The 20,805-nt window shown below is 60.2% G+C and carries 21 protein-coding genes; 14 read left to right on the forward strand and 7 right to left on the reverse strand.

The window, feature by feature from the left end; all coding sequences use genetic code 11:
* Nucleotides 1-45: 45 nt before the first annotated feature.
* Nucleotides 46-249 carry a hypothetical protein gene (locus KBY49_RS08035; protein WP_254934278.1) on the reverse strand — a complete coding sequence of 68 codons (204 nt, stop codon included), beginning with the start codon at nt 247-249 and terminating at the stop codon, nt 46-48.
* Here KBY49_RS08035 and KBY49_RS08040 point away from each other — a divergent pair.
* The 3 genes from KBY49_RS08040 to KBY49_RS08050 all read left to right on the forward strand — a co-directional run bounded on the left by KBY49_RS08040 (nt 243) and on the right by KBY49_RS08050 (nt 5,159).
* On the forward strand, nt 243-1,427 hold the full coding sequence (locus tag KBY49_RS08040) for a hypothetical protein (protein ID WP_254934279.1): 1,185 nt from the start codon (nt 243-245) through the stop codon (nt 1,425-1,427). The genes KBY49_RS08035 and KBY49_RS08040 overlap by 7 nt on opposite strands.
* 413 nt (nt 1,428-1,840) lie before the next feature.
* Nucleotides 1,841-3,412 (forward strand): radical SAM protein, encoded by a 1,572-nt coding sequence (locus KBY49_RS08045; RefSeq protein WP_254934280.1) that lies wholly within the window; start codon nt 1,841-1,843, stop codon nt 3,410-3,412.
* Between the two features lie 28 nt (nt 3,413-3,440).
* Nucleotides 3,441-5,159 (forward strand): S8 family serine peptidase, encoded by a 1,719-nt coding sequence (locus KBY49_RS08050; RefSeq protein WP_254934281.1) that lies wholly within the window; start codon nt 3,441-3,443, stop codon nt 5,157-5,159.
* Nucleotides 5,160-5,188: 29 nt separating this feature from the next.
* On the opposite strand, the gene purU is transcribed toward KBY49_RS08050, so the two are convergent.
* Nucleotides 5,189-6,061: a formyltetrahydrofolate deformylase gene (gene purU, locus KBY49_RS08055; RefSeq protein ID WP_254934630.1), complete on the reverse strand. Its 873-nt coding sequence runs from the start codon at nt 6,059-6,061 to the stop codon at nt 5,189-5,191.
* A 125-nt stretch (nt 6,062-6,186) separates the two neighbouring features.
* Between purU and psbQ the strand changes: the two genes are divergently transcribed.
* Together psbQ and KBY49_RS08065 are read left to right on the forward strand one after the other, a co-directional pair.
* A complete protein-coding gene (gene psbQ, locus KBY49_RS08060; RefSeq protein WP_254934631.1) occupies nt 6,187-6,681 on the forward strand; it encodes a photosystem II protein PsbQ in 495 nt (164 codons plus the stop codon).
* Between the two features lie 22 nt (nt 6,682-6,703).
* Entirely contained in the window at nt 6,704-7,789 is a 1,086-nt protein-coding gene (locus KBY49_RS08065; RefSeq protein WP_254934282.1) for an FAD-binding oxidoreductase, read from the forward strand.
* Here the strand turns inward: KBY49_RS08065 and dnaK are convergent.
* Nucleotides 7,773-9,680, reverse strand: coding sequence for a molecular chaperone DnaK (dnaK, locus tag KBY49_RS08070; RefSeq protein ID WP_254934283.1), 1,908 nt, complete (start codon nt 9,678-9,680; stop codon nt 7,773-7,775). The two genes, KBY49_RS08065 and dnaK, sit on opposite strands and share 17 nt — an antisense overlap.
* Nucleotides 9,681-9,803: 123 nt before the next feature.
* Between dnaK and KBY49_RS08075 the strand changes: the two genes are divergently transcribed.
* The 4 genes from KBY49_RS08075 (at nt 9,804) to KBY49_RS08090 (ending at nt 12,109) form a co-directional block, all read left to right on the forward strand.
* The gene (locus tag KBY49_RS08075; protein ID WP_254934284.1) at nt 9,804-10,709 is read left to right on the forward strand and encodes a shikimate dehydrogenase; all 906 of its coding nucleotides are present in this window, start codon (nt 9,804-9,806) and stop codon (nt 10,707-10,709) included.
* A gap of 47 nt (nt 10,710-10,756) precedes the next feature.
* Entirely contained in the window at nt 10,757-11,221 is a 465-nt protein-coding gene (locus tag KBY49_RS08080) for a Tic20 family protein (RefSeq protein ID WP_254934285.1), read from the forward strand.
* Nucleotides 11,222-11,309: 88 nt separating this feature from the next.
* Entirely contained in the window at nt 11,310-11,696 is a 387-nt protein-coding gene (rpsF, locus tag KBY49_RS08085) for a 30S ribosomal protein S6 (protein WP_254934286.1), read from the forward strand.
* A gap of 107 nt (nt 11,697-11,803) precedes the next feature.
* The gene (locus KBY49_RS08090) at nt 11,804-12,109 is read left to right on the forward strand and encodes a hypothetical protein (RefSeq protein WP_254934287.1); all 306 of its coding nucleotides are present in this window, start codon (nt 11,804-11,806) and stop codon (nt 12,107-12,109) included.
* On the opposite strand, the gene KBY49_RS08095 is transcribed toward KBY49_RS08090, so the two are convergent.
* Together KBY49_RS08095 and KBY49_RS08100 are read right to left on the reverse strand one after the other, a co-directional pair.
* On the reverse strand, nt 12,075-13,280 hold the full coding sequence (locus KBY49_RS08095) for an argininosuccinate synthase (RefSeq protein ID WP_254934632.1): 1,206 nt from the start codon (nt 13,278-13,280) through the stop codon (nt 12,075-12,077). The genes KBY49_RS08090 and KBY49_RS08095 overlap by 35 nt on opposite strands.
* A gap of 17 nt (nt 13,281-13,297) precedes the next feature.
* Nucleotides 13,298-13,495, reverse strand: coding sequence for a hypothetical protein (locus KBY49_RS08100; protein ID WP_254934288.1), 198 nt, complete (start codon nt 13,493-13,495; stop codon nt 13,298-13,300).
* A gap of 81 nt (nt 13,496-13,576) precedes the next feature.
* Between KBY49_RS08100 and KBY49_RS08105 the strand changes: the two genes are divergently transcribed.
* Genes KBY49_RS08105 through KBY49_RS08115 form a run of 3 tightly spaced genes read left to right on the forward strand, consistent with a single transcriptional unit; the run spans nt 13,577 to nt 15,236 of the window.
* A complete protein-coding gene (locus KBY49_RS08105; protein ID WP_254934289.1) occupies nt 13,577-13,852 on the forward strand; it encodes a DUF3134 domain-containing protein in 276 nt (91 codons plus the stop codon).
* Between the two features lie 31 nt (nt 13,853-13,883).
* Entirely contained in the window at nt 13,884-14,981 is a 1,098-nt protein-coding gene (mraY, locus tag KBY49_RS08110; RefSeq protein WP_396099652.1) for a phospho-N-acetylmuramoyl-pentapeptide-transferase, read from the forward strand.
* Nucleotides 14,982-14,993: 12 nt separating this feature from the next.
* Nucleotides 14,994-15,236 carry a hypothetical protein gene (locus KBY49_RS08115; RefSeq protein WP_254934290.1) on the forward strand — a complete coding sequence of 81 codons (243 nt, stop codon included), beginning with the start codon at nt 14,994-14,996 and terminating at the stop codon, nt 15,234-15,236.
* A 17-nt stretch (nt 15,237-15,253) separates the two neighbouring features.
* Here KBY49_RS08115 and KBY49_RS08120 read toward each other — a convergent pair whose 3' ends face one another.
* Nucleotides 15,254-15,442 (reverse strand): cytochrome B6, encoded by a 189-nt coding sequence (locus KBY49_RS08120; protein WP_396099795.1) that lies wholly within the window; start codon nt 15,440-15,442, stop codon nt 15,254-15,256.
* Nucleotides 15,443-15,540: 98 nt separating this feature from the next.
* On the opposite strand from KBY49_RS08120, the gene purT reads away from it, so the two are divergent.
* Together purT and KBY49_RS08130 are read left to right on the forward strand one after the other, a co-directional pair.
* On the forward strand, nt 15,541-16,737 hold the full coding sequence (gene purT, locus KBY49_RS08125) for a formate-dependent phosphoribosylglycinamide formyltransferase (protein WP_254934291.1): 1,197 nt from the start codon (nt 15,541-15,543) through the stop codon (nt 16,735-16,737).
* Nucleotides 16,738-16,801: 64 nt separating this feature from the next.
* Nucleotides 16,802-17,839 (forward strand): LCP family protein, encoded by a 1,038-nt coding sequence (locus KBY49_RS08130; protein WP_254934292.1) that lies wholly within the window; start codon nt 16,802-16,804, stop codon nt 17,837-17,839.
* Here the strand turns inward: KBY49_RS08130 and uvrA are convergent.
* Entirely contained in the window at nt 17,836-20,799 is a 2,964-nt protein-coding gene (uvrA, locus tag KBY49_RS08135) for an excinuclease ABC subunit UvrA (protein ID WP_254934293.1), read from the reverse strand. The genes KBY49_RS08130 and uvrA overlap by 4 nt on opposite strands.
* Nucleotides 20,800-20,805 lie beyond the last annotated feature (6 nt).

Raw genomic sequence — 20,805 nt, forward strand, 5'->3', positions numbered from 1 at the left:
GCAGCAAAACCCGCGCCGCTGGTCACGATCAACGCGTAGCTGGCATCAACCAAAAGTGGTTTGGATCAATCCACCACCACCTGAGGAAAACAACGCCAAAAAACCTACATTTGCGATGGCTGCCTGAGCAGCAGCATCGGCGTCATCCTTCCTGGCGGTCACCGCATCGGATACCCACTGCATACGAATCAATTGACTTAAAAAGTCATGGGTGCTAGTGTAGATCTCAAAATAAGCATAAAATGTCAAACCCAACCTTCTTTCAGCCGTTTGTCTCGACATCAGTCACCATTGACAGCACCGCCAATTCGCTGCAAGGCATCAAGAAAAACCATCTATCTCCTAACTCATACCTTCTGGCCGGAACAACAGGAGACGGCCTTGCCCCTCCGGGCTATGGAGCCCTTTATATAGGCGCCATCGATGGATCATCCACATCCAGTGGAAGTGGCAGCGGCACTTGGTACAACTTTTCAGTTCCTTCAACATGGAATCCACAGCAGACCTCTGCTTACGGGCCAGATATTCTCACAGCAGGAACCGGCCCTGGTGGCATCGGGGATGTGGCACTGACAGGAACTTGGATTAATTCTTCTGGGGTTACAACTGGTTGGTATTACAAAGGTGACATCTCAGCTCTCAATGGTGATACCTCGGGTGCAATTACAAAAGGCTTTCAAAATTTTCAGGCTACAACAAAAAATAATTCTCCTGCCAATTATACCTATCTCCATAGTGTTGATGGAGGATATGTAGCCGGCAACTACACCACAAGCGGTGGCCCGATTGGGCTTACAATTAATGTTGGACCAGGAGCTGGTTCTTTTGTTTTCAACCCACTGACCAATAAACAAACCAACATAACTTACTCAGACAATGCCACATACCACAGCACTTTTGGCATTTGGGAAAATGATAACAATACCTACACAGTTTCAGGGGGGGCTTCCTACTCTCGAAGATTCTTACGTAATAGAAATATGGTCAATGCTATTGCTAGGGTCGCCAAAATTTTGCCTGATGCCGCCCTGGGCCATGGCATGCTTGCCGACATTGACCCAATTACCGGCATAGCAACCAATATTCATTATTATAATTATAATAATGACAATAACAGATATTCAAGTGTCATTACACATTTTCAAGGCATATACCATATGGGGGATGATGTTTATCAGGCACCTTTCTTTGCTGTCAAAACCAATGGAGAAATCTATGGTGGAAATGCTTACATACACCGCCTGAAGAACGGGCAATTTTCAGACAACGCTATCTGGCAGACATTTGAACCAACCTTACAAGGTAGTGCTTTAGGGCCCACATCAGTCGCAGGTGAAGCCAATACAGGGATTTTTGACGGAGGCCAGCCATTCGCATCGATCGGTAGCACTCTGTCCTATTTTACGGCAGCTCAAATTCTTAAATAGCAATACGACGATGGCGAAACATAATCGCTACTTAAATATCCTCCCAACCTATTAAGCTTTATACCTAAAAGATTAAAAGCATTTAAATAGTTCGAACTATTTCAAGCCAACTCTAAAATCCACTCTTCTTCTTCGCTGTGAATGCGGTACAACTCTTATTTTTGACAGAAAAAGCGTGCCGACCCAACTAGATCAACACAATCACTATAACTCATAAAAGTACCTCGTTACGTCAAAGCAACGTCCTGCTGATGCTGCTGAATTGCCGAAGTTGATGCAAATTCAACCAGCATCCAGCCTATGGTTCAAGCTGCCCAGGTGTCAGTCTGGGAGCAGTCAACTAGCCTCCACCCCTGAACCAAGAAACCCTGCTGTTTGAACCCGCCCAGCCCCAGGTTGGAGCGCTTAAAGCGGTGCTGGCCTTTCCCAGCACCTACACAGTGGGGATCACAAGCCTGGGCTACCAGGTGGTCTGGGCCACCCTGGCCCAGCGCTCCGATATGGATGTGCGCCGCCTGTTCACCGACCAGGGCGACCCGGCCCACGGCTCCCAGAGGGGTCGCGGTGCCGATCTAGACCTCTTTGGCCTGTCGCTGAGCTGGGAGCTCGATGGACCGGTGTTGCTCGAGCTACTGGAACAGCAACGCATTCCAATCTGGGCCAGCGAAAGAGACGATAACGATCCAATCGTGTTCGGTGGCGGGCCCGTGCTCACCGCCAACCCCGAACCCCTGGCGCCCTTCTTCGATGTGGTGCTGCTTGGAGATGGCGAACTGCTACTGCCTACCTTCATCGACGCCATCCAGGCCTGCCGGCATACCCCCCGAGCCGAACGCCTACACCAGCTGGCCCAGGTGCCGGGCGTGTATGTGCCATCGCTCTATGCCCCCCGCTATGGCCCAGACGGGCAGCTATTGGCCATTGAGCCAACAGACACCGGCATCCCAGCAACAGTGGCCAAGCAGACCTGGCGCGGCAACACCCTCAGCCACTCGATGGTGATCACCCCAGAGGCGGCCTGGCCCTCGATCCACATGGTGGAGGTGGTGCGCAGCTGCCCCGAGCTCTGCCGCTTTTGCCTGGCCAGCTACCTCACCCTGCCCTTTCGGACCCCATCCCTGGATGATGGCCTGATTCCAGCGGTGGAAAAGGGTTTAGCCGCCACCCAGCGTCTCGGGCTGCTCGGGGCATCCGTAACCCAGCACCCCCAGTTCGCCGACCTACTGGCCTGGCTAGATCAGGATCGCTTTGAGGGCACCCGGGTAAGCGTGAGTTCCGTGCGGGCCGCCACCGTGACCCCAGAGCTGGGCCGAATCCTGGCCAAACGGGGCAGCAAGTCGCTCACGATCGCCATCGAATCCGGCAGCGAGCGCATGCGCCAGGTGGTCAACAAAAAACTCGCCAATGAAGAGATTTACGCCGCCGCCCGCTATGCAAAGGAAGGGGGTCTCACGGGCCTGAAGCTCTACGGAATGGTGGGCCTACCCACGGAAGAGGAGGCCGACATTGAAACCACCGCCGACCTACTACTGGCCCTAAAGAAGGCCACTCCGGGCCTGCGGCTTTCCTTTGGGGTGAGCACCTTTGTGCCCAAGGCCCACACGCCTTTCCAGTGGCAAGGAGTACGCCCAGAAGCCGAAAAACGTCTCAAGCTTCTCGGCAAACGGCTCAAGCCCAAGGGCATCGAGCTGCGGCCCGAGAGTTACGGCTGGAGCGTGATCCAGGCCCTGCTGTCGCGCAGCGATCGGCGCCTGGCGCCCGTGATCGCCGCCGCCCGCGGTCGCAACGAAAGCCTGGGGGGCTGGAAAAAGGCCTACAGGGAGCTACTGGAGCAAGGGCCAGCCGCAAACTCGGCTCCATTGCCCCCCTGGGAGGAGGTGATCCACGCCAGCTGGGATCCCGGGCGCGTATTGCCCTGGGATCACCTGGAAGGACCCCTGCCAAAAACCACCCTGGCCAACCACCACAAAGGAGCACTGGAGTAGTAAGTTTAGTCAAAGAGAGGTCATTAAAATGTCGACTGAAGTTTTTGATTGGGCTTTCGCCCAACAATTCATTGCAGGTGGATCTGCAGCTGCCGCGGATCAAAATTTGCTGTTGGCTAACACCTCCCTCCAATCTGATCCAGAAAACCGTCTCACCTATTTGGTTTTCCTGAAGGGACCAATAGAACCTGAAAAGCTTGATCAGGCAGTACGGCAACTGTTAAAGGAAGTCATACCGGACAGCACCCCGAGTCTGCTTTTTGAACAGCTCGGGGGCTTTGCCATCGACCTCAACCAACGCCAAGCTGAGCGGCTGAGCCAAAGACGTGAGGTGATTAGCCTGGAGCTGGATCGGCCGATGCGGCTAGATCCACCCATGCTTCAAGACTCGGAAAAGAACGACGTTTTTGTGCCCCAGGCACTTGTCAGCTATACCAACGCTATTATATCAAACCGAGAAACCGTGCCCTGGGGTGTACGGGCGATATGGCAGGGTAGAGATATATCTAGCATGGGCAACTCCGGCGCAGGCAGCTTCGCATTCGTAATCGATTCGGGAGTCCTAGCAACCACAGGTGACCTCAACCTCAATACCAGCTGGTCCCGTAGCTGGATCTCCGGCCAGGACGCATTCACGGACGATGATGGTCACGGCACCCATGTGGCGGGCACTATTGGTGCCCTAGTCAATGGGTTAGGGATGGTCGGTGTTGCACCCGGTGCTTCGATCGTTTCCCTGAAAGTGTTCGACAGCTCCGGCAATGGCAGCAGTCTCAACATCATTGCCGCAATCGATTATGCAGTATCGGTAATAAGGACTAATAAACTTGATCTCTCAAAAGTAGTAATCAACCTTAGCCTTGCCGGCGGGCTCAACTCCGCCTTGAATTCGGCAATGCTGAATGCGGCCAATCTAGGCATCCGTTTCGCCGTCGCTGCCGGCAACAACGGGGCAGACGCCGACACAATGTCTCCAGCTAGTTCCGGGACCCACCCAAATGTATATACGGTATCAGCGGTCGACAGCGCCTATCAAATGCCCAGTTGGTCAAACTGGGATCAGGTCACCTCCACTGACCCTAACGACAGCGTCGACTTCGCGGCTCCAGGGGTAAATGTGTTGTCCTATTACACTAACGGGGCTCTAGCCAACCTCAGCGGCACCTCCATGGCCTCCCCCCACGTGGCGGGAGCTCTATTGATGGGGGGCGTAACAACCGGCGACATGGTCAAACCCTCGGTCGCAGGTACTGCAGACCCCTTCGCTTGGGCTATCAACTTCCCAGGCACCACCATCACCTCAAGTGCAGCTGTCCAAAATAAGGTTCTTTGGGGCACAGCCGCTAGCGACATTCTCATCGGCGGCAATGGCAACGACAGCATCACTGGGGTGCAAGCAAACGGAACCACGGGCGCAGCAATGGGTCTGGGACAGATTGACATACTCACAGGTGGTCCTGGTGCAGACACCTTTCTGCTAGGAGATTCCCGCGGGGTCTTCTACGACGACCGCAGCAACAACAACATCGGCCTCAGCGATTATGCCCGGATCACTGACTTCAACACCGGCATAGACAAGCTACAGTTCCACAACGGAACTTACTTCACTACTGTCAGTACAGGCATAACTTCGATCTACTGGGATCGCAATGGCAATAACCAATTTGATACCACAGGAAAAGATCAGGACGAATTGATCGCCATGGTGACTGGCGCAATTACTAGCAAAGACATCATCTTGGCCTGAAAACTCTCTAAACTCCTGAGCCGAAGCCCTCAATCAAAAACAGCCGTACGACTGCCATAGACCATCACCTGGCGCTTGAGGTGCAACAGCACGGCCTTGACCAGGGCCAGACGTTCGGTGTCGCGGCCCTTGCGGATCAAATCGCCCACCTCATCACGGTGCTTCACCGGCACGGTCTCCTGGGTAATGATTGGCCCCCCATCCAGCTCCTCACTTACGTAGTGGGCCGTGGCGCCAATCAATTTGACGCCCCGATCCCAGGCCCGGTGGTAGGGCTGGGCTCCCATGAAGGCGGGCAAGAAGGAATGGTGAATGTTGATCACCTTGTGAAAAGCATCCGGGGGATCAAAGGCAACTAAAAATTCCTTGCTCAATACCTGCATGTATTTGGCCAAGATCACCAACTCGATCTTGTGTTCAGCCAACAGCTCCAGGTGGCGCGCCTCTGCCTCGGGTTTGCCATCTGGATCAACCGGCACGTGCTCAAAGCGGGCCCCAAATTCAGTGGCAATCGGGCCCAGATCAGGGTGGTTGGAGATCACCAAAGGCACCTCCATGGGCAGCTCTCCGGTGCGCTTACGCCAGAGCAAATCCAGCAGGCAGTGGTCCTGCTTGCTCACGAAAATCGCCACCGGCGGGCGGTAATCGGAGAAGTTGACCTTGTATTCACCGTGCAGCCGTTCGGCCAGGGCATGGGCCGTGGGGCAAATCGCCTCCCTGGGTAAACCAAACCCCTCTAGCTCCCACTCAATGCGGCTCAGGAAAAGGCCCGCCGTGGGGTCGCTGTGGTGGTCGGCATGGACGATGTTGCCGCCATTGGATGTGACCCAACCGGAAAGCTCCCGCACCAGCCCCGGTTGATCGGGGCAGATCATCTGCAGGATCGCCGTGGGGGAGCTCATCGTCGAATTAGGCAGTATTGGCAGCATGGCCCAAGGCGCTCCAGGTTGCGAGGGGCTACAGCAAGTGTCAAAGCCCGGGGGGCACGGATAAAGTCGCCAGCACGAACCACCCTCCGGTGCCCCCCATGCTTACTGGGCTGCTCTCTGCGCTCACCCAACAGCTCCGCCGCCTCGCCTTGCTGGGCCTGGCCGCAGTGCTCTGTTTTGGGCTGGCCGCCTGTGGTGATCAAAGCCGCAAGACCGCCACGATCAGCGACACCGACATGGCGGCGATTGAACGCCAGGCCAAGGGCTTCCTCTCCGCCCGAGATCGCCTCCCCGAACTGGCTGCCCTGGTCAACGAGCGCAACTGGGTGTTCACGGCCAACCTGATCCATGGCCCCATGCAGGAAGTGGGTCGCGAAATGAGCTACATCAATCAGCGCCTGCTGCCCGCCGATCGCCCCGAGGCCAACGAGCTGGCCCAAAACCTCAAAACAGCCCTCGCCCAACTGGATGAGGCCGCCAAAATCCAGGACGGCGACAAGCTGCGTAAGGCCTATATCCAAGTCGCCAGCGGCTTCGGTCTCTACGCCGACGTACTGCCCGCCCAGGTTCAAGCTGATCTGAAGCAGGCCTGATCTAGGCCAAACCTGCCCTCAATTGGCCCCCCAGGACCCCAACTTCCAGAGCCAGTCCGTACTGGTGGTGGGAGCGGGAATGGTGGGCCTTTCCATTGCCTGGTGGCTACAGCTCCAGGGCCACCGGGTGGAGCTGATCGACCCGCAGCCAGCTGCCAGCCCCGCAGCCCTGGGGGTGTTGATGGCCCAGGTGTTTCACCGCTCCAGCGGAAGGGGTTGGCGGCTGCGCCAGCGCAGCCTCGAGCTCTGGAACCAATGGCTGCCGCTGCTAGCCGACCAGGGGCACCCGATCCATTGGCGCCCAGGTCTGCTGCTGCTGGCCGCCAGCCCGGAAGAGCGCAGCCGCCAAGAACGACTGGCCAAAGAACGCCAAGGCCAGGGTTTGCCCCTCACCCTATGGAACCAGGACCAACTAGCCCAGCTCCAGCCCCAGCTGCCCCCTGGGGGCTCGGGTGCAATCCATTCAGCCGCCGACGGCCAACTCGATCCAGCCCAAGCCCTACGGGCATTTCGCCTGGATGGGGAGCGCCTTGGCATGGCCACCCACCAGGATCGGGTAGTAATCCTGCGGCGGAGCGGCGCCGGCCAGCGCTGGCAGGCAGAGGGTCAAAGCGGCCGCAGCTGGCAAGCCGATTGGTGCGTAGTTAGCGCCGCTGTGGCCAGCTCTGCACTCCTGGAACCCCTGGGATACCAGCTGCCGATGGAGCCCGTACTGGGCCAAGCCCTGGAGCTGGAACTGCAGGAAGAGCCCGGCTGGAACTGGCCAGGAGCCGTGCTTTGGCAGGGCATCAACCTCGTACCACGTCCTGATTTGGGCGGGGGCCGCAGGCTCTGGCTGGGGGCCACCCTCGAACCGGGGGAGCTGGCGGCAACGGAGGCACTCAGCCAACTGCGCCAGCTAAATGGAAACGCACCGCCCTGGCTCGAGAAAGCCCAGGTGGTGCGCCAGTGGCAGGGCCACCGGCCCCACCCGATTGGACAGCCAGCCCCCCTGCTTCAAAAGCTGGATGATGGCCTAGTTCTGGCCAGCGGCCACTACCGCAACGGCGTGCTACTTGCACCGGCCACCGCTGAATGGGTGGCCGGCCAGATCACTTGCTCTCGGTGAACTCGGCGTCGATCACGTCGTCGCTGGAGGAGGCAGCAGGGCCAGCACCGTTGCCGTTGCCGCCGGCAGCAGCAGCGCCTTCAGCCCCAGCGGCCTGCTGGTAGACGGCAGCACCAGCGGCGTAGAGGGCCTGCTGAAGGGTTTCGAGCTCGGATTTGATCGTCTCGAAATCTTCCTTCTCCAGGGCCTCCTTGAGCTTGGCTGAAGAGGCCTCCACCTTGGCCTTGTCGTCGGCACCAACCTTGTCGCCCAGCTCGCCGAGTTGCTTTTCGGACTGGTAAACGAGGGTTTCGGCCTGGTTTTTCAGGTCGATCCGCTCGCGCTTTTCCTTGTCCACCGAGGCGTTGCTCTCGGCGTCCTTAACCATCTTGTCCACCTCGTTGTCGCTGAGGGTGGAGGCCCCGGTGATCGAGATGCTCTGCTCCTTTCCGCTGCCCTTGTCCTTAGCGGTAACGCTGAGGATGCCGTTGGCATCGATGTCGAAGGTCACTTCGATCTGGGGTACGCCCCGGGGAGCTGGGGGAATGCCATCGAGACGGAAGGTGCCCAGCGATTTGTTGTCGCTGGCCATCTCGCGCTCACCCTGGAGCACGTGGATTTCCACGTTGGTCTGGCCGTCCACGGCCGTGGAATAAACCTCGGATTTCTTGGTGGGGATCGTGGTGTTGCGGGGGATCATCTTGGTCATCACACCGCCCAGGGTTTCCACCCCCAAGGACAGCGGGCTGACATCCAGCAAAAGGATGTCCTTGACTTCACCGGCCAGCACACCGCCCTGAATTGCAGCGCCGACGGCCACGACCTCGTCGGGGTTGACGGTTTGGTTGGGGTCCTTACCGGTTACCCGCTTGACCAGCTCCAGCACGGCCGGAATGCGGGTGGAACCACCCACCATCACAATCTCGTCCAGCTCGCCCGAGGAGAGCTTGGCGTCCTTGAGCGCCTGCTCCACCGGCACCCGACAGCGGTCGATCAGCTTGGAGGCCAGCTCCTCAAACTTGGCCCGGGTGAGGGTCAAATCGAGGTGTTTGGGGCCCTCCGGGGTGGCCGTGATGAACGGCAGGTTGATCTCGCTTTGGGTGGCGCTAGAGAGCTCGATCTTGGCCTTCTCAGCTGCCTCGGTGAGACGCTGCAGGGCCTGCTTGTCCTGGCGCAGGTCGATGCCTTCGTTGGCCTTAAAGGTGGCGGCCAGATGGTCAACAATCACCTTGTCGAAGTCGTCGCCACCGAGGTGGGTGTCACCGGAAGTGGAGAGCACCTCAAACACACCATCACCCACCTCCAACACGGAGACGTCGAAGGTGCCGCCGCCCAGGTCGAAGACCAGGATGCGCTCGTTGCTCTTCCTGTCGAGGCCGTAGGCCAGCGCCGCCGCGGTGGGCTCGTTGATGATGCGCAGCACCTCGAGGCCGGCGATCTTGCCGGCGTCCTTGGTGGCTTGGCGCTGGGAGTCGTTGAAGTAGGCGGGCACCGTGATCACCGCCTGGGTGACGGTTTCACCGAGATACTTGCCGGCGTCTTCAGCCAGCTTGCGCAGCACCTGGGCGCTCACCTCCTCCGGGGCGAACTGCTTATTGAGTACGGGGCACTTCACCTTCACGTTGGAGCCGGCTTTCTCAACGCCGTAGCTCACTTCCTTCGATTCATCGTTCACCTCATCAACCCGACGGCCAATGAATCGCTTCACCGAATAAAAGGTGTTTTCCGGATTCATCACCGCCTGGCGCTTGGCGATCTGACCAACCAGTTGGTCCTGGTTTTTGGTGTAGGCCACCACCGACGGGGTGGTGCGGAAGCCTTCGGCGTTGGCAATCACGGTGGGCTTGCCACCTTCCATCACCGCCACACAGCTGTTAGTGGTGCCTAAATCAATACCGACAACCTTGCCCATGGGTTACCACCTGCTTACGGTGAACGAATCAGAACTGAATGCATCTTCAGCAGCAGGGCCTGGCCCAGGCGAGGTGTGGTTCCCGAACAGGCGTTTACGGTGCCGCCCACCAGACCCCAAGCCATGGCTTCTGAGATCACTGGCCGCACTGCTCTTCTGGGGGTCCTGGGCGATCCCGTGCGCCACTCGCTCTCCCCCACCCTGCACAACGCGGCAATCCCTGAACTGGGGCTGGAGTGGATCTATCTGGCCCTGCCGACCCCGGCTGCCCAGCTGACAGCAGTGGTGCAGGCGCTTGAGGCCATCGGCTGCCGCGGCCTAAGCGTCACGATCCCCCACAAGCAGGCGGTGGCGGCGCTCTGCCGGGAGCTAAGCCCCCTTGCCCAACGGGTCGGGGCGGTGAACACCCTGGTGCCCCTCGAGGGCGGCGGCTGGCATGGCACCAACACCGATGTGGAGGGCTTTCTGGCGCCGCTGCGACAGCGCCAATGGCAGGGCAAAAGGGCGGTGGTGCTTGGCTGCGGAGGTAGCGCCCGGGCAGTGGTGGCCGGTCTGGTGGAGCTCAATTGCGACCTAATCACCGTTGTGGGCAGGCGGCCCGATGCCCTGGAGGCCTTTGCGAGCAGTTGCCACGCCTGGGCGCCCCAGCTGCAAACCCTTTGCTGGGGCGCCGAACTGAATGCCGCCGATCTGGTGGTCAACACCACTCCGGTGGGCATGGCCTCGCCGGTAGGCATGGCCTCGCCAACAAATCCGGCAGCGGTGGATCAAAGCCCCCTCAGCCCGGCCCAGCTTGACCAACTCCAGAGCAGCTGCCTTGTCTACGACTTGATCTACACACCCCGACCCACGGCCCTGCTGCTGCAGGCCGCGGACCGGGGCTGCCCCACCCAGGATGGCCTGGAGATGCTGGTGCAACAGGGGGCCGCCGCCCTGCGGCTTTGGAGTGGCCGCAGCGAAGTGCCCGTAGCCAGCATGCGCAGCGCGGTTGAGACCAGCCTTGACTCCAGCCTCCGGCGCCTTTCCTAGGCAGGTTCGACAGCCCTAGCCTGGGCCCCTTCGGCAGAGTCGTGTCCATGGAAGGTCCACCGATCTGGCAACGGTTACTCGCGGCCGCGGCCTACCTGCTGCCCTGGAGTGATGCCCTGCCCTTCGGCCAAGGCTTGTTTGGTGTTTTTCCCCTGCTGCAGTGGCTGCAACTGCCTGCCCTGCCGGTGGTGATGGTGCAGCAATTGGTGCCCTTCGGCAGCCTGGTGCTGTTCCTGGTGCTCTACCTGGCCGTGGTGCGCAACAGCAAGGTGCCCTACTTCCTGCGCTTCAACGTGCTGCAGGCAATCCTTGTCGACATCGTGCTGGTGTTGATCAACCTGGCTTTTGGGGTTTTGCGCCTGGGCAACGGCAGTTTTGCCGGACGCACCCTGGGCAACACGGTGTTCCTGGCGATCCTGGTGCTGGTCGCTTTTGCAGTGGTGGAGAGCCTGCGGGGCAAGGAAGCCGATATCCCCTCGATATCAGAAGCGGTGCGGCTGCAGCTCAACTAACCCCGCTGCGATAGGTTGACCAATCCGTCGCTGGTGGGTCCCTGACCTGCTGGCCCCTGCCCCCAAAGGCTTTCTCCGACAGGCGACCATGACGCAGTCCTATTACGAGACCATGTACATCCTTCGTCCGGACATCCCGGAGGAAGAGGTGGAAACCCATGTGACCAAATACCGCGACCTCGTAACAGAGGCGGGTGGAGTGGTTCTGGATTGCCAAATGCGCGGCAAGCGCCGCCTGGCCTACACGATTGCCAAGCACCGTGAAGGCATCTACGTGCAGCTCAACCACGATGGTGATGGCCAACACGTGGCTCCCCTGGAGCGGGCCATGCGCCTCTCGGAAGACGTGATCCGCTACCTCACCATCAAGCAGGACGGCCCCATGCCGGCACCTCGCACCATCCCCGGTGCCGCCAGCGAAGCCGCTCCAATGCAGCCCGCCACCAGCGAAATCGAAGTAGTCCCAGCCTTGTAAAGCTGCCTTCCGATCTGTATGGTCCGGCGATGGAGCCAGATCTACACCAATCACCTGAACCGGAGTGGTCCTCCAAGACCGCTTCGGTTTTTGCTTGGGCGAACGCTGTGCTGGCTGCCGAGCAGGCCCAGGCCCAGGGGCAGCCTCAAGCCCTGCAGCTGGTCGAGCAAGAACTGGCCCAAGCGCGGGCCGAGCTGGCCACCTTGCACGAGTTGCTGGAAGACATCCCGGAAATTTTTGAGCGCAAATTTAACCAGCGGCTCCAACCACTGCTGGCCGAAAATCGGACCCTCCGCCAGCAGTTACTCGCCCCGAAGCAATTGGCCCTGCTTCAGCCGAGACAAACCAGCGGGCTCGCAGATCTCGAGCTCTCTGATCTCAACGACGACGAGCTGCTGCCCAAAGCCGGGTAGGCAGTCCCCAGACATAGATAAAGCCCTCCGCTGCACGGTGGTCGAACTGGTCATCGGAGCCGTAGGTGGCCATGTCTGGCACATAGAGGCTGTGGGTTTCACTGCTGCGGCCCACCACCGTGGCGTTGCCCCTGTGCAACTTCACCCGCACCGTGCCGGTGACGGTCTGCTGGCTGCGATCGATGAAACCATCGAGGGCATCCTTCAGGGGGCCAAACCAGAGACCCTGGTACACCAGGTCTGCCCACTGCATTTCCAGCTGGCGCTTGGTGCGCAGCACGTCGGCGGCCAGGGTGAGGCTTTCAAGCTCCTGGTGGGCCTTGATCAAAAGCAGCAGGCCAGGGGTTTCGTAAATCTCCCGGCTCTTGATGCCCACCACCCGGTTTTCGATCATGTCGAGCCGGCCGAAACCGTGGCTACCGGCCAGGGCGTTGGCCTGGCGAATCAAACTCACCGGATCAAGCCGCACCCCATCGATGCTCACGGGATTGCCCTGCTCAAAACCGATCTCCACAGTTTGGGCAGTGGCTGGGGCCGCATCCACCGCCACGGTCATGGCATAGATCTCCTCAGGTGGCTCCACATTTGGATCCTCCAGGGGTCCGGCTTCGATCGAGCGACCCAGCAGGTTTAGGTCGATCGAATAGGGGGATTTTTTGCTTACCGGCGAAGGGATCCCACAGCGCTCGCCGTAGGCAATCGTTTCCTCGCGGCTCATGCCCCATTCGCGGGCCGGAGTGAGCACCTTGAGATCGGGGGCAAGGGCACCTATCGCCACATCAAAACGCACCTGATCGTTGCCCTTGCCAGTGCAGCCGTGGGCCACCGCATCGGCGCCTACCTCCCGGGCAATTTCCACCAGGCGGCGGGCAATCAGGGGCCGCGCCAGGGCAGTGGAGAGGGGATAGCGACCCTCGTAGAGGGCATTGGCCCGGATCGCGGGGAAGGCGAACTCCGTAATGAAGGGCTCAATCAGATCCCCAACGATCGACTGACTGGCTCCCGAATCCAGCGCCTTCTGGCGAATCGGCTCGAGCTCATCACCCTGGCCCAGGTCGGCGGCGAAGGTGATCACCTCCTCCACGCCCCATTCCTTGATCAAGTAGGGGATGCAAACGCTGGTGTCCACACCACCGGAATAGGCCAAAACTGCCTTTTTTGCCCGACCCATTAGGCGGTCTCCTGCGCTCAATTCTCCGATTCTCCCTTGCCGTCGATCCGCCATCGACTTAATAGCCAGATGCCCATCAAGGCGGGAGGCGCCAGCACCAAACCCCAGACAAGCAATGGTTGCAGCTGCAACGGCTCTGGCCAACGGTCTCCCGCTGCCACCAAAACCACACTCAGGGCCAGGGCTAGGGCCCAAAGCTGCAGGACTTGACGCATCGGGGCTATCCGCTGAGCACTGGAAGCTATGGTGGAGGATTGGGGAAGCAGGCTCCAGCCTGTCCCGTAATTGGATACAGCATGAGCACGCTTGCAACCAGCGGCAGCAGTCGCCTCGACACGATCAACCCCTCGTTGACCCGCTACGGCCGCACCGAAATGGCGCCCGTACTGCCCCTGCGCGATGAACCGGATCTGTTGAGCTGGCTGGAAAGCAGCGGCCGCCTGGTGGCCGATGAGGAAACCGCCAGCACCGATGTGAGCACGGTGGAAGAGGAAGAGCTCTCGGCACTGATGGGCGAAAAAGAGGACTACAACAAGGACGACGAACAGCAGGAAGAAAACTGGGAAGACTGAATTCCCGCCTGTTCAAGCCCAAGCCCATCCCTTGCAGCTTCCCTTGCAACTCTCCTGGCCCAGCAACAGTCGCTCCACGGCGGCCCTGCTGGGCTTTTTGCTGCTTGGAGCCTGCCTGATCTGCGACGGCCTGGTGGCCAACTCCAGGCTGGCCCTGCCCCTGCTGCTTACGGCCTTGATCAGCTGGACAGTTACCCGCTGGGGCCTACCCCGGTTGCGGGCCCTCAAGCTCGGACAGGTGATCCGCGAAGAGGGGCCTAAGGGTCACCAGAGCAAGGCAGGCACTCCCACCATGGGTGGGCTGTTGGTGGTGCCGGTTGGGATTTTAGTGGGGGGGTTGATCAACCCCGCCGATCCCCGGCTGCTGGCCATTGCGGCCATCACCCTGGCCTACATGGCGATTGGGGCCATCGATGACTGGCGCAGCCTCACCAAGCGCACCAACACCGGCCTAGGGCCAAAGGGCAAATTGGTACTGCAGGGCGGTGCAGCCCTTCTTTTTCTTGCTTGGGCCGCCTACGGACAGTGGCTAGGTGGGGCCGGGGCTGGCGACGTGGCCCTACCTATGGGCTGGGTATTGCCCCTGGGGCTACTGATCTGGCCCCTGGGCCTGTTTGTGTTCCTGGCGGAAAGCAACGCCACCAACCTCACCGATGGCCTCGATGGCCTAGCTGCTGGTTGCGGGGCAGTGGTGTTCACGGGCATGGGCCTGCAACTGATGCTGCGGGGCAACCAGGGTGATCCCTCCCTGGCGGCCTTTTCCGTGGCGATGGCTGGCTGCTGGCTGGGCTTTTTAGCCCACAACCGCCACCCGGCTCGGCTGTTCATGGGTGATACGGGCTCCCTGGCGATGGGGGCAAGCCTCAGCGCCGTGGCCCTGCTTTCCAACAGCCTCTGGCCCCTACTGGTGATGGGCGGCGTGTTTTTAGCTGAATCCCTCTCAGTGATCCTGCAGGTATGGGTGTTCAAAGCCACCAAAGGCCCCGATGGCCAAGGCAAACGGCTGTTTCGGATGGCCCCACTGCACCATCACTTTGAGCTGGGGGGCATGGCTGAACAACAGGTGGTAATCAATTTTTGGCTGGCCAGCCTGTTGCTGGTAGGAGTGGGTTTGGTCTTGCTGCCCTAGCCAGCTCCAAAGATGGCCTACTTCACCTGGAAGGAAACCGGTCTCACCGGCGATTGCGCCAGCCTCGAGGCGATGGCAGCCCGATTTGAAGAGGCGGCAAAACTGATGCGGCGCATGGCCCAGGAGGGCTTCAGCATCGAGCGCCACAGCGACGGTCAGCACATCACCCACCCCGATCCAGCGGTCTTTGAGGCCTATGGATTTGTGAGTGAGGAGTCCCCCGTGCGCCAGCTGACCCTGCTCTGCGAGCCCTAAGGGCTAGCCAGGGAGTCCTAGGCCCGGCGCAGGTAACCCACCACCCAAACCACCACAAAAGCCAGGGAAGAGATGCCCAAGTAAATCAGGGCCCACTTCTGGAAATCGGCGATATCCCAGCCAAACAACAGTCCATTGGCCGCATCACCGGCGGTGCTGAAGCCCAAGTAAGGGGCTCCCATGGCAGCCAGCAGACCCCGCTCCATAAAACCCATATCCCAAGCCGTATCTAGGGATCCTGTTTAGCAGGAATAGGGGATTGGCAGGGGTCAGGCAGGATCAAGGCAGCTTGCCCTTAAGTGCAGTGACAAAGAGCGCAGCCCAGGCCTTCCCCCGCACCCTGATGCTGCTGGGCAGTGGGGAGCTGGGCAAGGAGGTGGCGATCGCAGCCCAGCGACTTGGTTGCAGGGTTATTGCGGTGGACCGTTATCCAGGCGCCCCGGCCATGCAGGTGGCTGACCAGGCCGAAGTGGTGGCCATGGCCGACCCTGAAGCCCTAAAAGCCGTGGTGCGCCGGCACCGACCCGATCTGGTGATTCCCGAGATCGAAGCCCTGGCGGTGGATGCCCTGGCCGAACTGGAAGCGGAGGGAATCACCGTGATTCCCACGGCCCGGGCCACGGCGGTGACGATGAACCGCGACCGCATCAGAGATCTGGCGGCCCGGGAGCTGGGCCTGCGCACGGCGCGTTTTGCCTATGCCGAAAGTGCAACCGAACTGGCGGCCAGGGCCGAACCCTTGGGTTGGCCCGTGGTGGTGAAACCGGTGATGAGCTCCTCTGGCAAGGGCCAAAGCGTGGTCAAAGGCCCGGAAGAGATTCCAGCCGCATGGGAGGCCGCCATGGCCGGAGCCAGGGGCCAGGGAGCCCGGGTGATCGTGGAGGAGTTCCTTGATTTTGAGCTGGAGATCACCCTGCTCACGGTTAAGCAATGGCACGGACCCACCCTGTTTTGCCCGCCAATTGGCCACATCCAAGAGCGGGGCGACTACCAGTGCAGCTGGCAGCCGGCCGCCATGGGCAGCAACGAACTTGCCGAAGCCCAGGCCATGGCAAGGGCTGTCACCGACAACCTGGGGGGGGCGGGGTTATTTGGGGTGGAATTTTTCCTCTGCCGGCGTTCAGAAAAGCTGGAAGTCGTTTTCTCGGAGCTGTCGCCCCGGCCCCACGACACCGGCCTGGTGACCCTGATGGGCCAAAACCTAAGTGAATTTGAGCTTCACCTGCGGGCGATTTTGGGGCTGCCGATTCCCGAAATCACCTCACTTGGACCAGCCGCCAGCCGGGTGGTACTTGCCACGGAAAGCTCTGCCGCAGTGTGCTTTGAAGGGGTGGCCGAGGCCCTGGCTGAGGCCGATACCCAGTTGCTGCTCTTCGGCAAAGCTGATGCCAGACCCCAGCGCCGCATGGGCGTTGCCATAGCCCGGGGTGTCAACGAAGTGGAAGCCCGCCGCAAAGCCGACACCGCCGCCGCCCAGGTGCGGGTGGTCCCAATGGGATGAAAAGCTGCCACCCCCCTGGCGCGCAAGGGATCTGAACCTTATGGTGCGCCGAGCGTGCTGCACCATGACCCAGGCCCAACCCCGTCCGCCTCGCCGCAGGGAGTTCGATCGCGAAATTCGCCGCGAAGAGCGCCGCGAAATTCGCCGCAAAGAGCGTCGCGTCAGCGGCCAGGGGTCCAGCCAACGCCGTGAAAAACCCAGCGCACAGCAGAAAAAGCAAAAAAATCAGCCAGCTCGCCGCAGGGGCTCGCCCCTCAAACCATTTGCCGTAGGGATCGCCGTCGGCTGGGCACTAGCAGGCCCCTTGCCCCACCTTGCAGGAGGTGCCGTTGCGGCCCTGCTCCATGGCCCGCAAGGCCTCGGGGCCCTGATCAATCCCTTTGGCATAGGCGATCGACGCATTCTGGTGATGGGCGCCGACAAGGTGGCAGGCAACACCGATGTGATGTTCACCGTTCAGATCAAGGACGGCAAAACCCAACTCACCCAGGTGCCCAGGGACACCTTCGTGGAATCCCAGGAGTATGGGGTGCTCAAGGCCAATGCCCTGCTCAATTACGGGGGCATCAAGGGGGTGAAACAGGAATTGAGCAACCTGCTGCAGGTGCCGGTGGATCGCTATGTGAGCGTCGACATGCGGGCAATCAAGCGGCTTGGTGATGCCCTAGGCGGGGTGGAAGTCAATGTGCCCAAGCGGATGTATTACGTCGACAACAGCCAGGGGCTCTACATCGACCTCTATCCAGGCACCCAGCTACTCAAAGGCGACCAGCTCGAGGGCTTCCTGCGTTTCCGCCACGACGAAATGGGCGATCTGGGTCGCATGGAACGGCAAAAACTTGTGCTCGCTGAGCTGTTCAAAAAACTGGGCCAGCCCAGCACCTTGGCCCAATTGCCCAGGTTGCTAAAAATCGCTGGCAGCGATGTGAAAACCGATCTATCGGCCCTGGAAATGGGCCAACTGGTAACGGCCATGGCCGGCACCAAGCTGACGACAAACCAGCTTCCCGGCAGGATTTTCTGGCAAAACGACCTCAGCTTCTGGATGCCCGATGCCAATAACCACTACACCGGCGTAGATGGGCCAGCCCCTGGGCCCTAGCCCACCACCTCAGGCGGATGCTGCTTCAGCACCTGCTTGAGATACCTGCCCGTGTGGCTGGTGGCATGCTCAGCCACCTCCTCAGGCGTGCCCATTACCACCAAGTCGCCGCCCTTGTCACCGCCTTCTGGACCGAGATCAATAACCCAGTCGGCACAGCGAATTACATCCAGGTTGTGCTCAATCACCAGGATCGAATTGCCCTTATCCACCAAGCGTTGCATCACATCCATCAGCTTATGCACGTCAAAGAAGCTCAAGCCCGTGGTGGGTTCGTCAATCAGGTAAAGGGTTTTGCCGGTGGCCCGCTTAGAAAGCTCGGTGGCCAATTTGACCCGCTGGGCCTCACCGCCGGAAAGGGTGGGTGCTGGTTGTCCCAACTTGACGTAACCCAGGCCCACATCCACCAGGGTGCGCAGGCGATCCGCCGCCTGGGGAATCGCTGAAAACACCTCCGCCGCCTGCTCCACGGTCATCTCCAGCACATCGGCAATGGTGTGGCCCTTGTAGGTCACCTGCAGGGTTTCGCGGTTATAGCGGGCCCCCTTACACACATCACACTGCACATAGACATCCGGCAGGAAGTTCATCTCAATCACATTCACGCCCTGGCCACTGCAGGCCTCGCAGCGGCCACCCTTGACGTTGAAGCTGAACTGGCCCACCAGATAACCGCGGGCCTTCGCCTCCACGGTGGCGGCAAAAATCTGACGAATCGGATCAAAGGCCCCCGTATAGGTGGCGGGGTTGGAGCGTGGGGTGCGGCCAATGGGTGATTGGTCGATCACGATCACCTTGTCGATCGCCTTAATTCCCCGCAGCTCAGCAAGGCCCGCAGGGAATGGCACCTTCATGCCCAATTGATGTTCCAGGGCTGGATGGAGTAATTCATTCACCAAGGTGCTCTTGCCGCTACCACTAACTCCGGTAACGCAGACCAACCTGCCCAGGGGAATCTCCACGCTGATGCCGTTGAGATTGTTGCGGGCGCAATCCACCATCGTGATCTTGCGGCTGCCTTCGGTGCGGCGTTCTGCCGGTGTGGGAATTGAACGGCGACCACTCAAATAGGCACCCGTCAGGGAGTCTTCCGCCGCCAAGAGGTCCTGAAAATCACCCTGCGCCACGATGTGGCCACCGTGGACTCCCGCACCGGGGCCAATGTCCACGATGTAATCGGCTGCACGGATTGTGTCTTCGTCGTGCTCCACCACGATCAAGGTATTGCCCAGGTCGCGGAGCTTCATCAGGGTGGTGAGCAGGCGATCGTTATCGCGCTGGTGCAAGCCAATGCTGGGCTCATCGAGCACATACAAAACTCCGGTAAGGCCGGCACCGATCTGGGTGGCCAGGCGAATCCGCTGGGCTTCCCCCCCTGAGAGGGTCATGGCTGGCCGATCCAGGCTCAGATAGTCGAGCCCCACATCCAACAAAAACTTTAAGCGCATGCGGACCTCCCGCAGCACCAGGTCGCCGATCTGGATCTGGCGGGCATTGAGCAAGGGATCCACTCCCTCACTTGCTCCCACCCCCATCAGGGCCTCAATACGGGCCAGGGTTTCACCCACGCTCACGGAAGTGAGCTCATGGATCCCGTAGGGGCCGACCCTCACCGCCAGGGCCTCCGGCTTGAGCCTCAATCCATGGCAGGTGGAGCAGGGCACCAGCTCCAGGTATTTCTCCAGCTTCTGGCGCACCGATTCCCCACTGGCATCGCGCAGCTGACGCTCCAGGATTGGCAGGACACCTTCAAAGGGCCGCTCAAAGCCCGCACTCTTGCGATAACGGCTATCCGCCTGGATCAGGATTGGCTCCTTGCTGCCGGTTAACAGCACCTCCCGTTGCTCGTCGCTGAGTTGGTTCCAGGGGGTTTTTAACTCAAACTTGAAGGCCTCTCCCACCGAATAGAGCAAGGAGAAGTAATAGGAATTGTCCTTATCTGCCCAGGGGGCAATGGCGGCATAAACGGGCAAATTGGGGTCCGGCACCACCCGTTCGGCCGTGAATTTGCGCAGGTGGCCAATGCCATGGCAGTCGGCACAGGCGCCATAGGGGCTGTTGAAGGAGAACAGCCGCGGCGAAAGCTCCTCCATGACAGCCCCATGGACCGGGCAGGCAAAGTTTTCGGAGTAGAGCCGCTCCCGCTCCACCCCTTCCGGCAACTCCTCACCCGCCTTGGGCACCACCTCCACCAGGGCCAGACCATCGCCGCGCTTAAGGGAAGTGCGCAGGGAATCGGTCAGCCGCTCCTGGACTCCTTCGCGAGCCACCAGGCGATCGACCACCACCTCAATGTTGTGGGCGTGATTTTTGTCGAGCTCGATGTTGTCGGCGAGTTCACGCACCTCACCGTTGATTCGCACCCGGGCAAAGCCCTCGGCCACCAGGCCCCCCAGCAACTTCACGTGGGTGCCCTTCTTGCCCCGCACCAGCGGCGCCAGGAGTTGGTAACGGGTGCCCTCTGGCAAAGCGAGGATTTGGTCCACCATCTCATCGATGGTTTGGGGCCTAATCGAGCGGTCGCACTGGGGGCAATGGGGTTCCCCAGCCCGGCCATAGAGCAGGCGCAAGTAATCCTGAATTTCCGTCACCGTGCCCACGGTGGAGCGGGGGTTGTGGCTGGTGGATTTCTGATCGATCGAAATGGCCGGTGAGAGGCCTTCGATCGCATCCACATCGGGCTTGTCGACCTGCCCTAAAAACTGCCGGGCGTAGGCCGAGAGACTCTCCACGTAGCGGCGCTGGCCCTCCGCAAAAATGGTGTCAAAGGCCAGGGAGCTCTTACCGCTACCGCTCACCCCGGTGAACACCACCAGGCGATTGCGCGGAATGGTGAGATCGATGTTTTTGAGGTTGTGCTGGCGGGCACCCCGCACCCGGATCACGTCCTCCAGGGAACCGCCATTGAGCGACTGCAGCGCCGCTTTTTCGTTCACGCTCTTGGCGAGGGCGCGGGGCATCCGGGC

The sequence above is a fragment of the Cyanobium sp. WAJ14-Wanaka genome (assembly GCF_024345375.1).
Lineage (GTDB): Bacteria > Cyanobacteriota > Cyanobacteriia > PCC-6307 > Cyanobiaceae > Cyanobium_A.

What these genes read in the sequence shown, in the direction of transcription:
- KBY49_RS08040 (WP_254934279.1), top strand. Translation starts at nt 243, where the DNA reads ATGTCAAACCCAACCTTCTTTCAGCCGTTTGTCTCGACATCAGTCACC.
- KBY49_RS08050 (WP_254934281.1), top strand. Translation starts at nt 3,441, where the DNA reads ATGTCGACTGAAGTTTTTGATTGGGCTTTCGCCCAACAATTCATTGCA.
- purU (WP_254934630.1), bottom strand. Translation starts at nt 6,061, where the DNA reads ATGAGCTCCCCCACGGCGATCCTGCAGATGATCTGCCCCGATCAACCG.
- psbQ (WP_254934631.1), top strand. Translation starts at nt 6,187, where the DNA reads ATGCTTACTGGGCTGCTCTCTGCGCTCACCCAACAGCTCCGCCGCCTC.
- dnaK (WP_254934283.1), bottom strand. Translation starts at nt 9,680, where the DNA reads ATGGGCAAGGTTGTCGGTATTGATTTAGGCACCACTAACAGCTGTGTG.
- KBY49_RS08075 (WP_254934284.1), top strand. Translation starts at nt 9,804, where the DNA reads ATGGCTTCTGAGATCACTGGCCGCACTGCTCTTCTGGGGGTCCTGGGC.
- KBY49_RS08080 (WP_254934285.1), top strand. Translation starts at nt 10,757, where the DNA reads ATGGAAGGTCCACCGATCTGGCAACGGTTACTCGCGGCCGCGGCCTAC.
- rpsF (WP_254934286.1), top strand. Translation starts at nt 11,310, where the DNA reads ATGACGCAGTCCTATTACGAGACCATGTACATCCTTCGTCCGGACATC.
- KBY49_RS08095 (WP_254934632.1), bottom strand. Translation starts at nt 13,280, where the DNA reads ATGGGTCGGGCAAAAAAGGCAGTTTTGGCCTATTCCGGTGGTGTGGAC.
- KBY49_RS08100 (WP_254934288.1), bottom strand. Translation starts at nt 13,495, where the DNA reads ATGCGTCAAGTCCTGCAGCTTTGGGCCCTAGCCCTGGCCCTGAGTGTG.
- KBY49_RS08105 (WP_254934289.1), top strand. Translation starts at nt 13,577, where the DNA reads ATGAGCACGCTTGCAACCAGCGGCAGCAGTCGCCTCGACACGATCAAC.
- KBY49_RS08115 (WP_254934290.1), top strand. Translation starts at nt 14,994, where the DNA reads ATGGCCTACTTCACCTGGAAGGAAACCGGTCTCACCGGCGATTGCGCC.
- KBY49_RS08120 (WP_396099795.1), bottom strand. Translation starts at nt 15,442, where the DNA reads ATGGAGCGGGGTCTGCTGGCTGCCATGGGAGCCCCTTACTTGGGCTTC.
- KBY49_RS08130 (WP_254934292.1), top strand. Translation starts at nt 16,802, where the DNA reads ATGACCCAGGCCCAACCCCGTCCGCCTCGCCGCAGGGAGTTCGATCGC.
- uvrA (WP_254934293.1), bottom strand. Translation starts at nt 20,799, where the DNA reads ATGCCCCGCGCCCTCGCCAAGAGCGTGAACGAAAAAGCGGCGCTGCAG.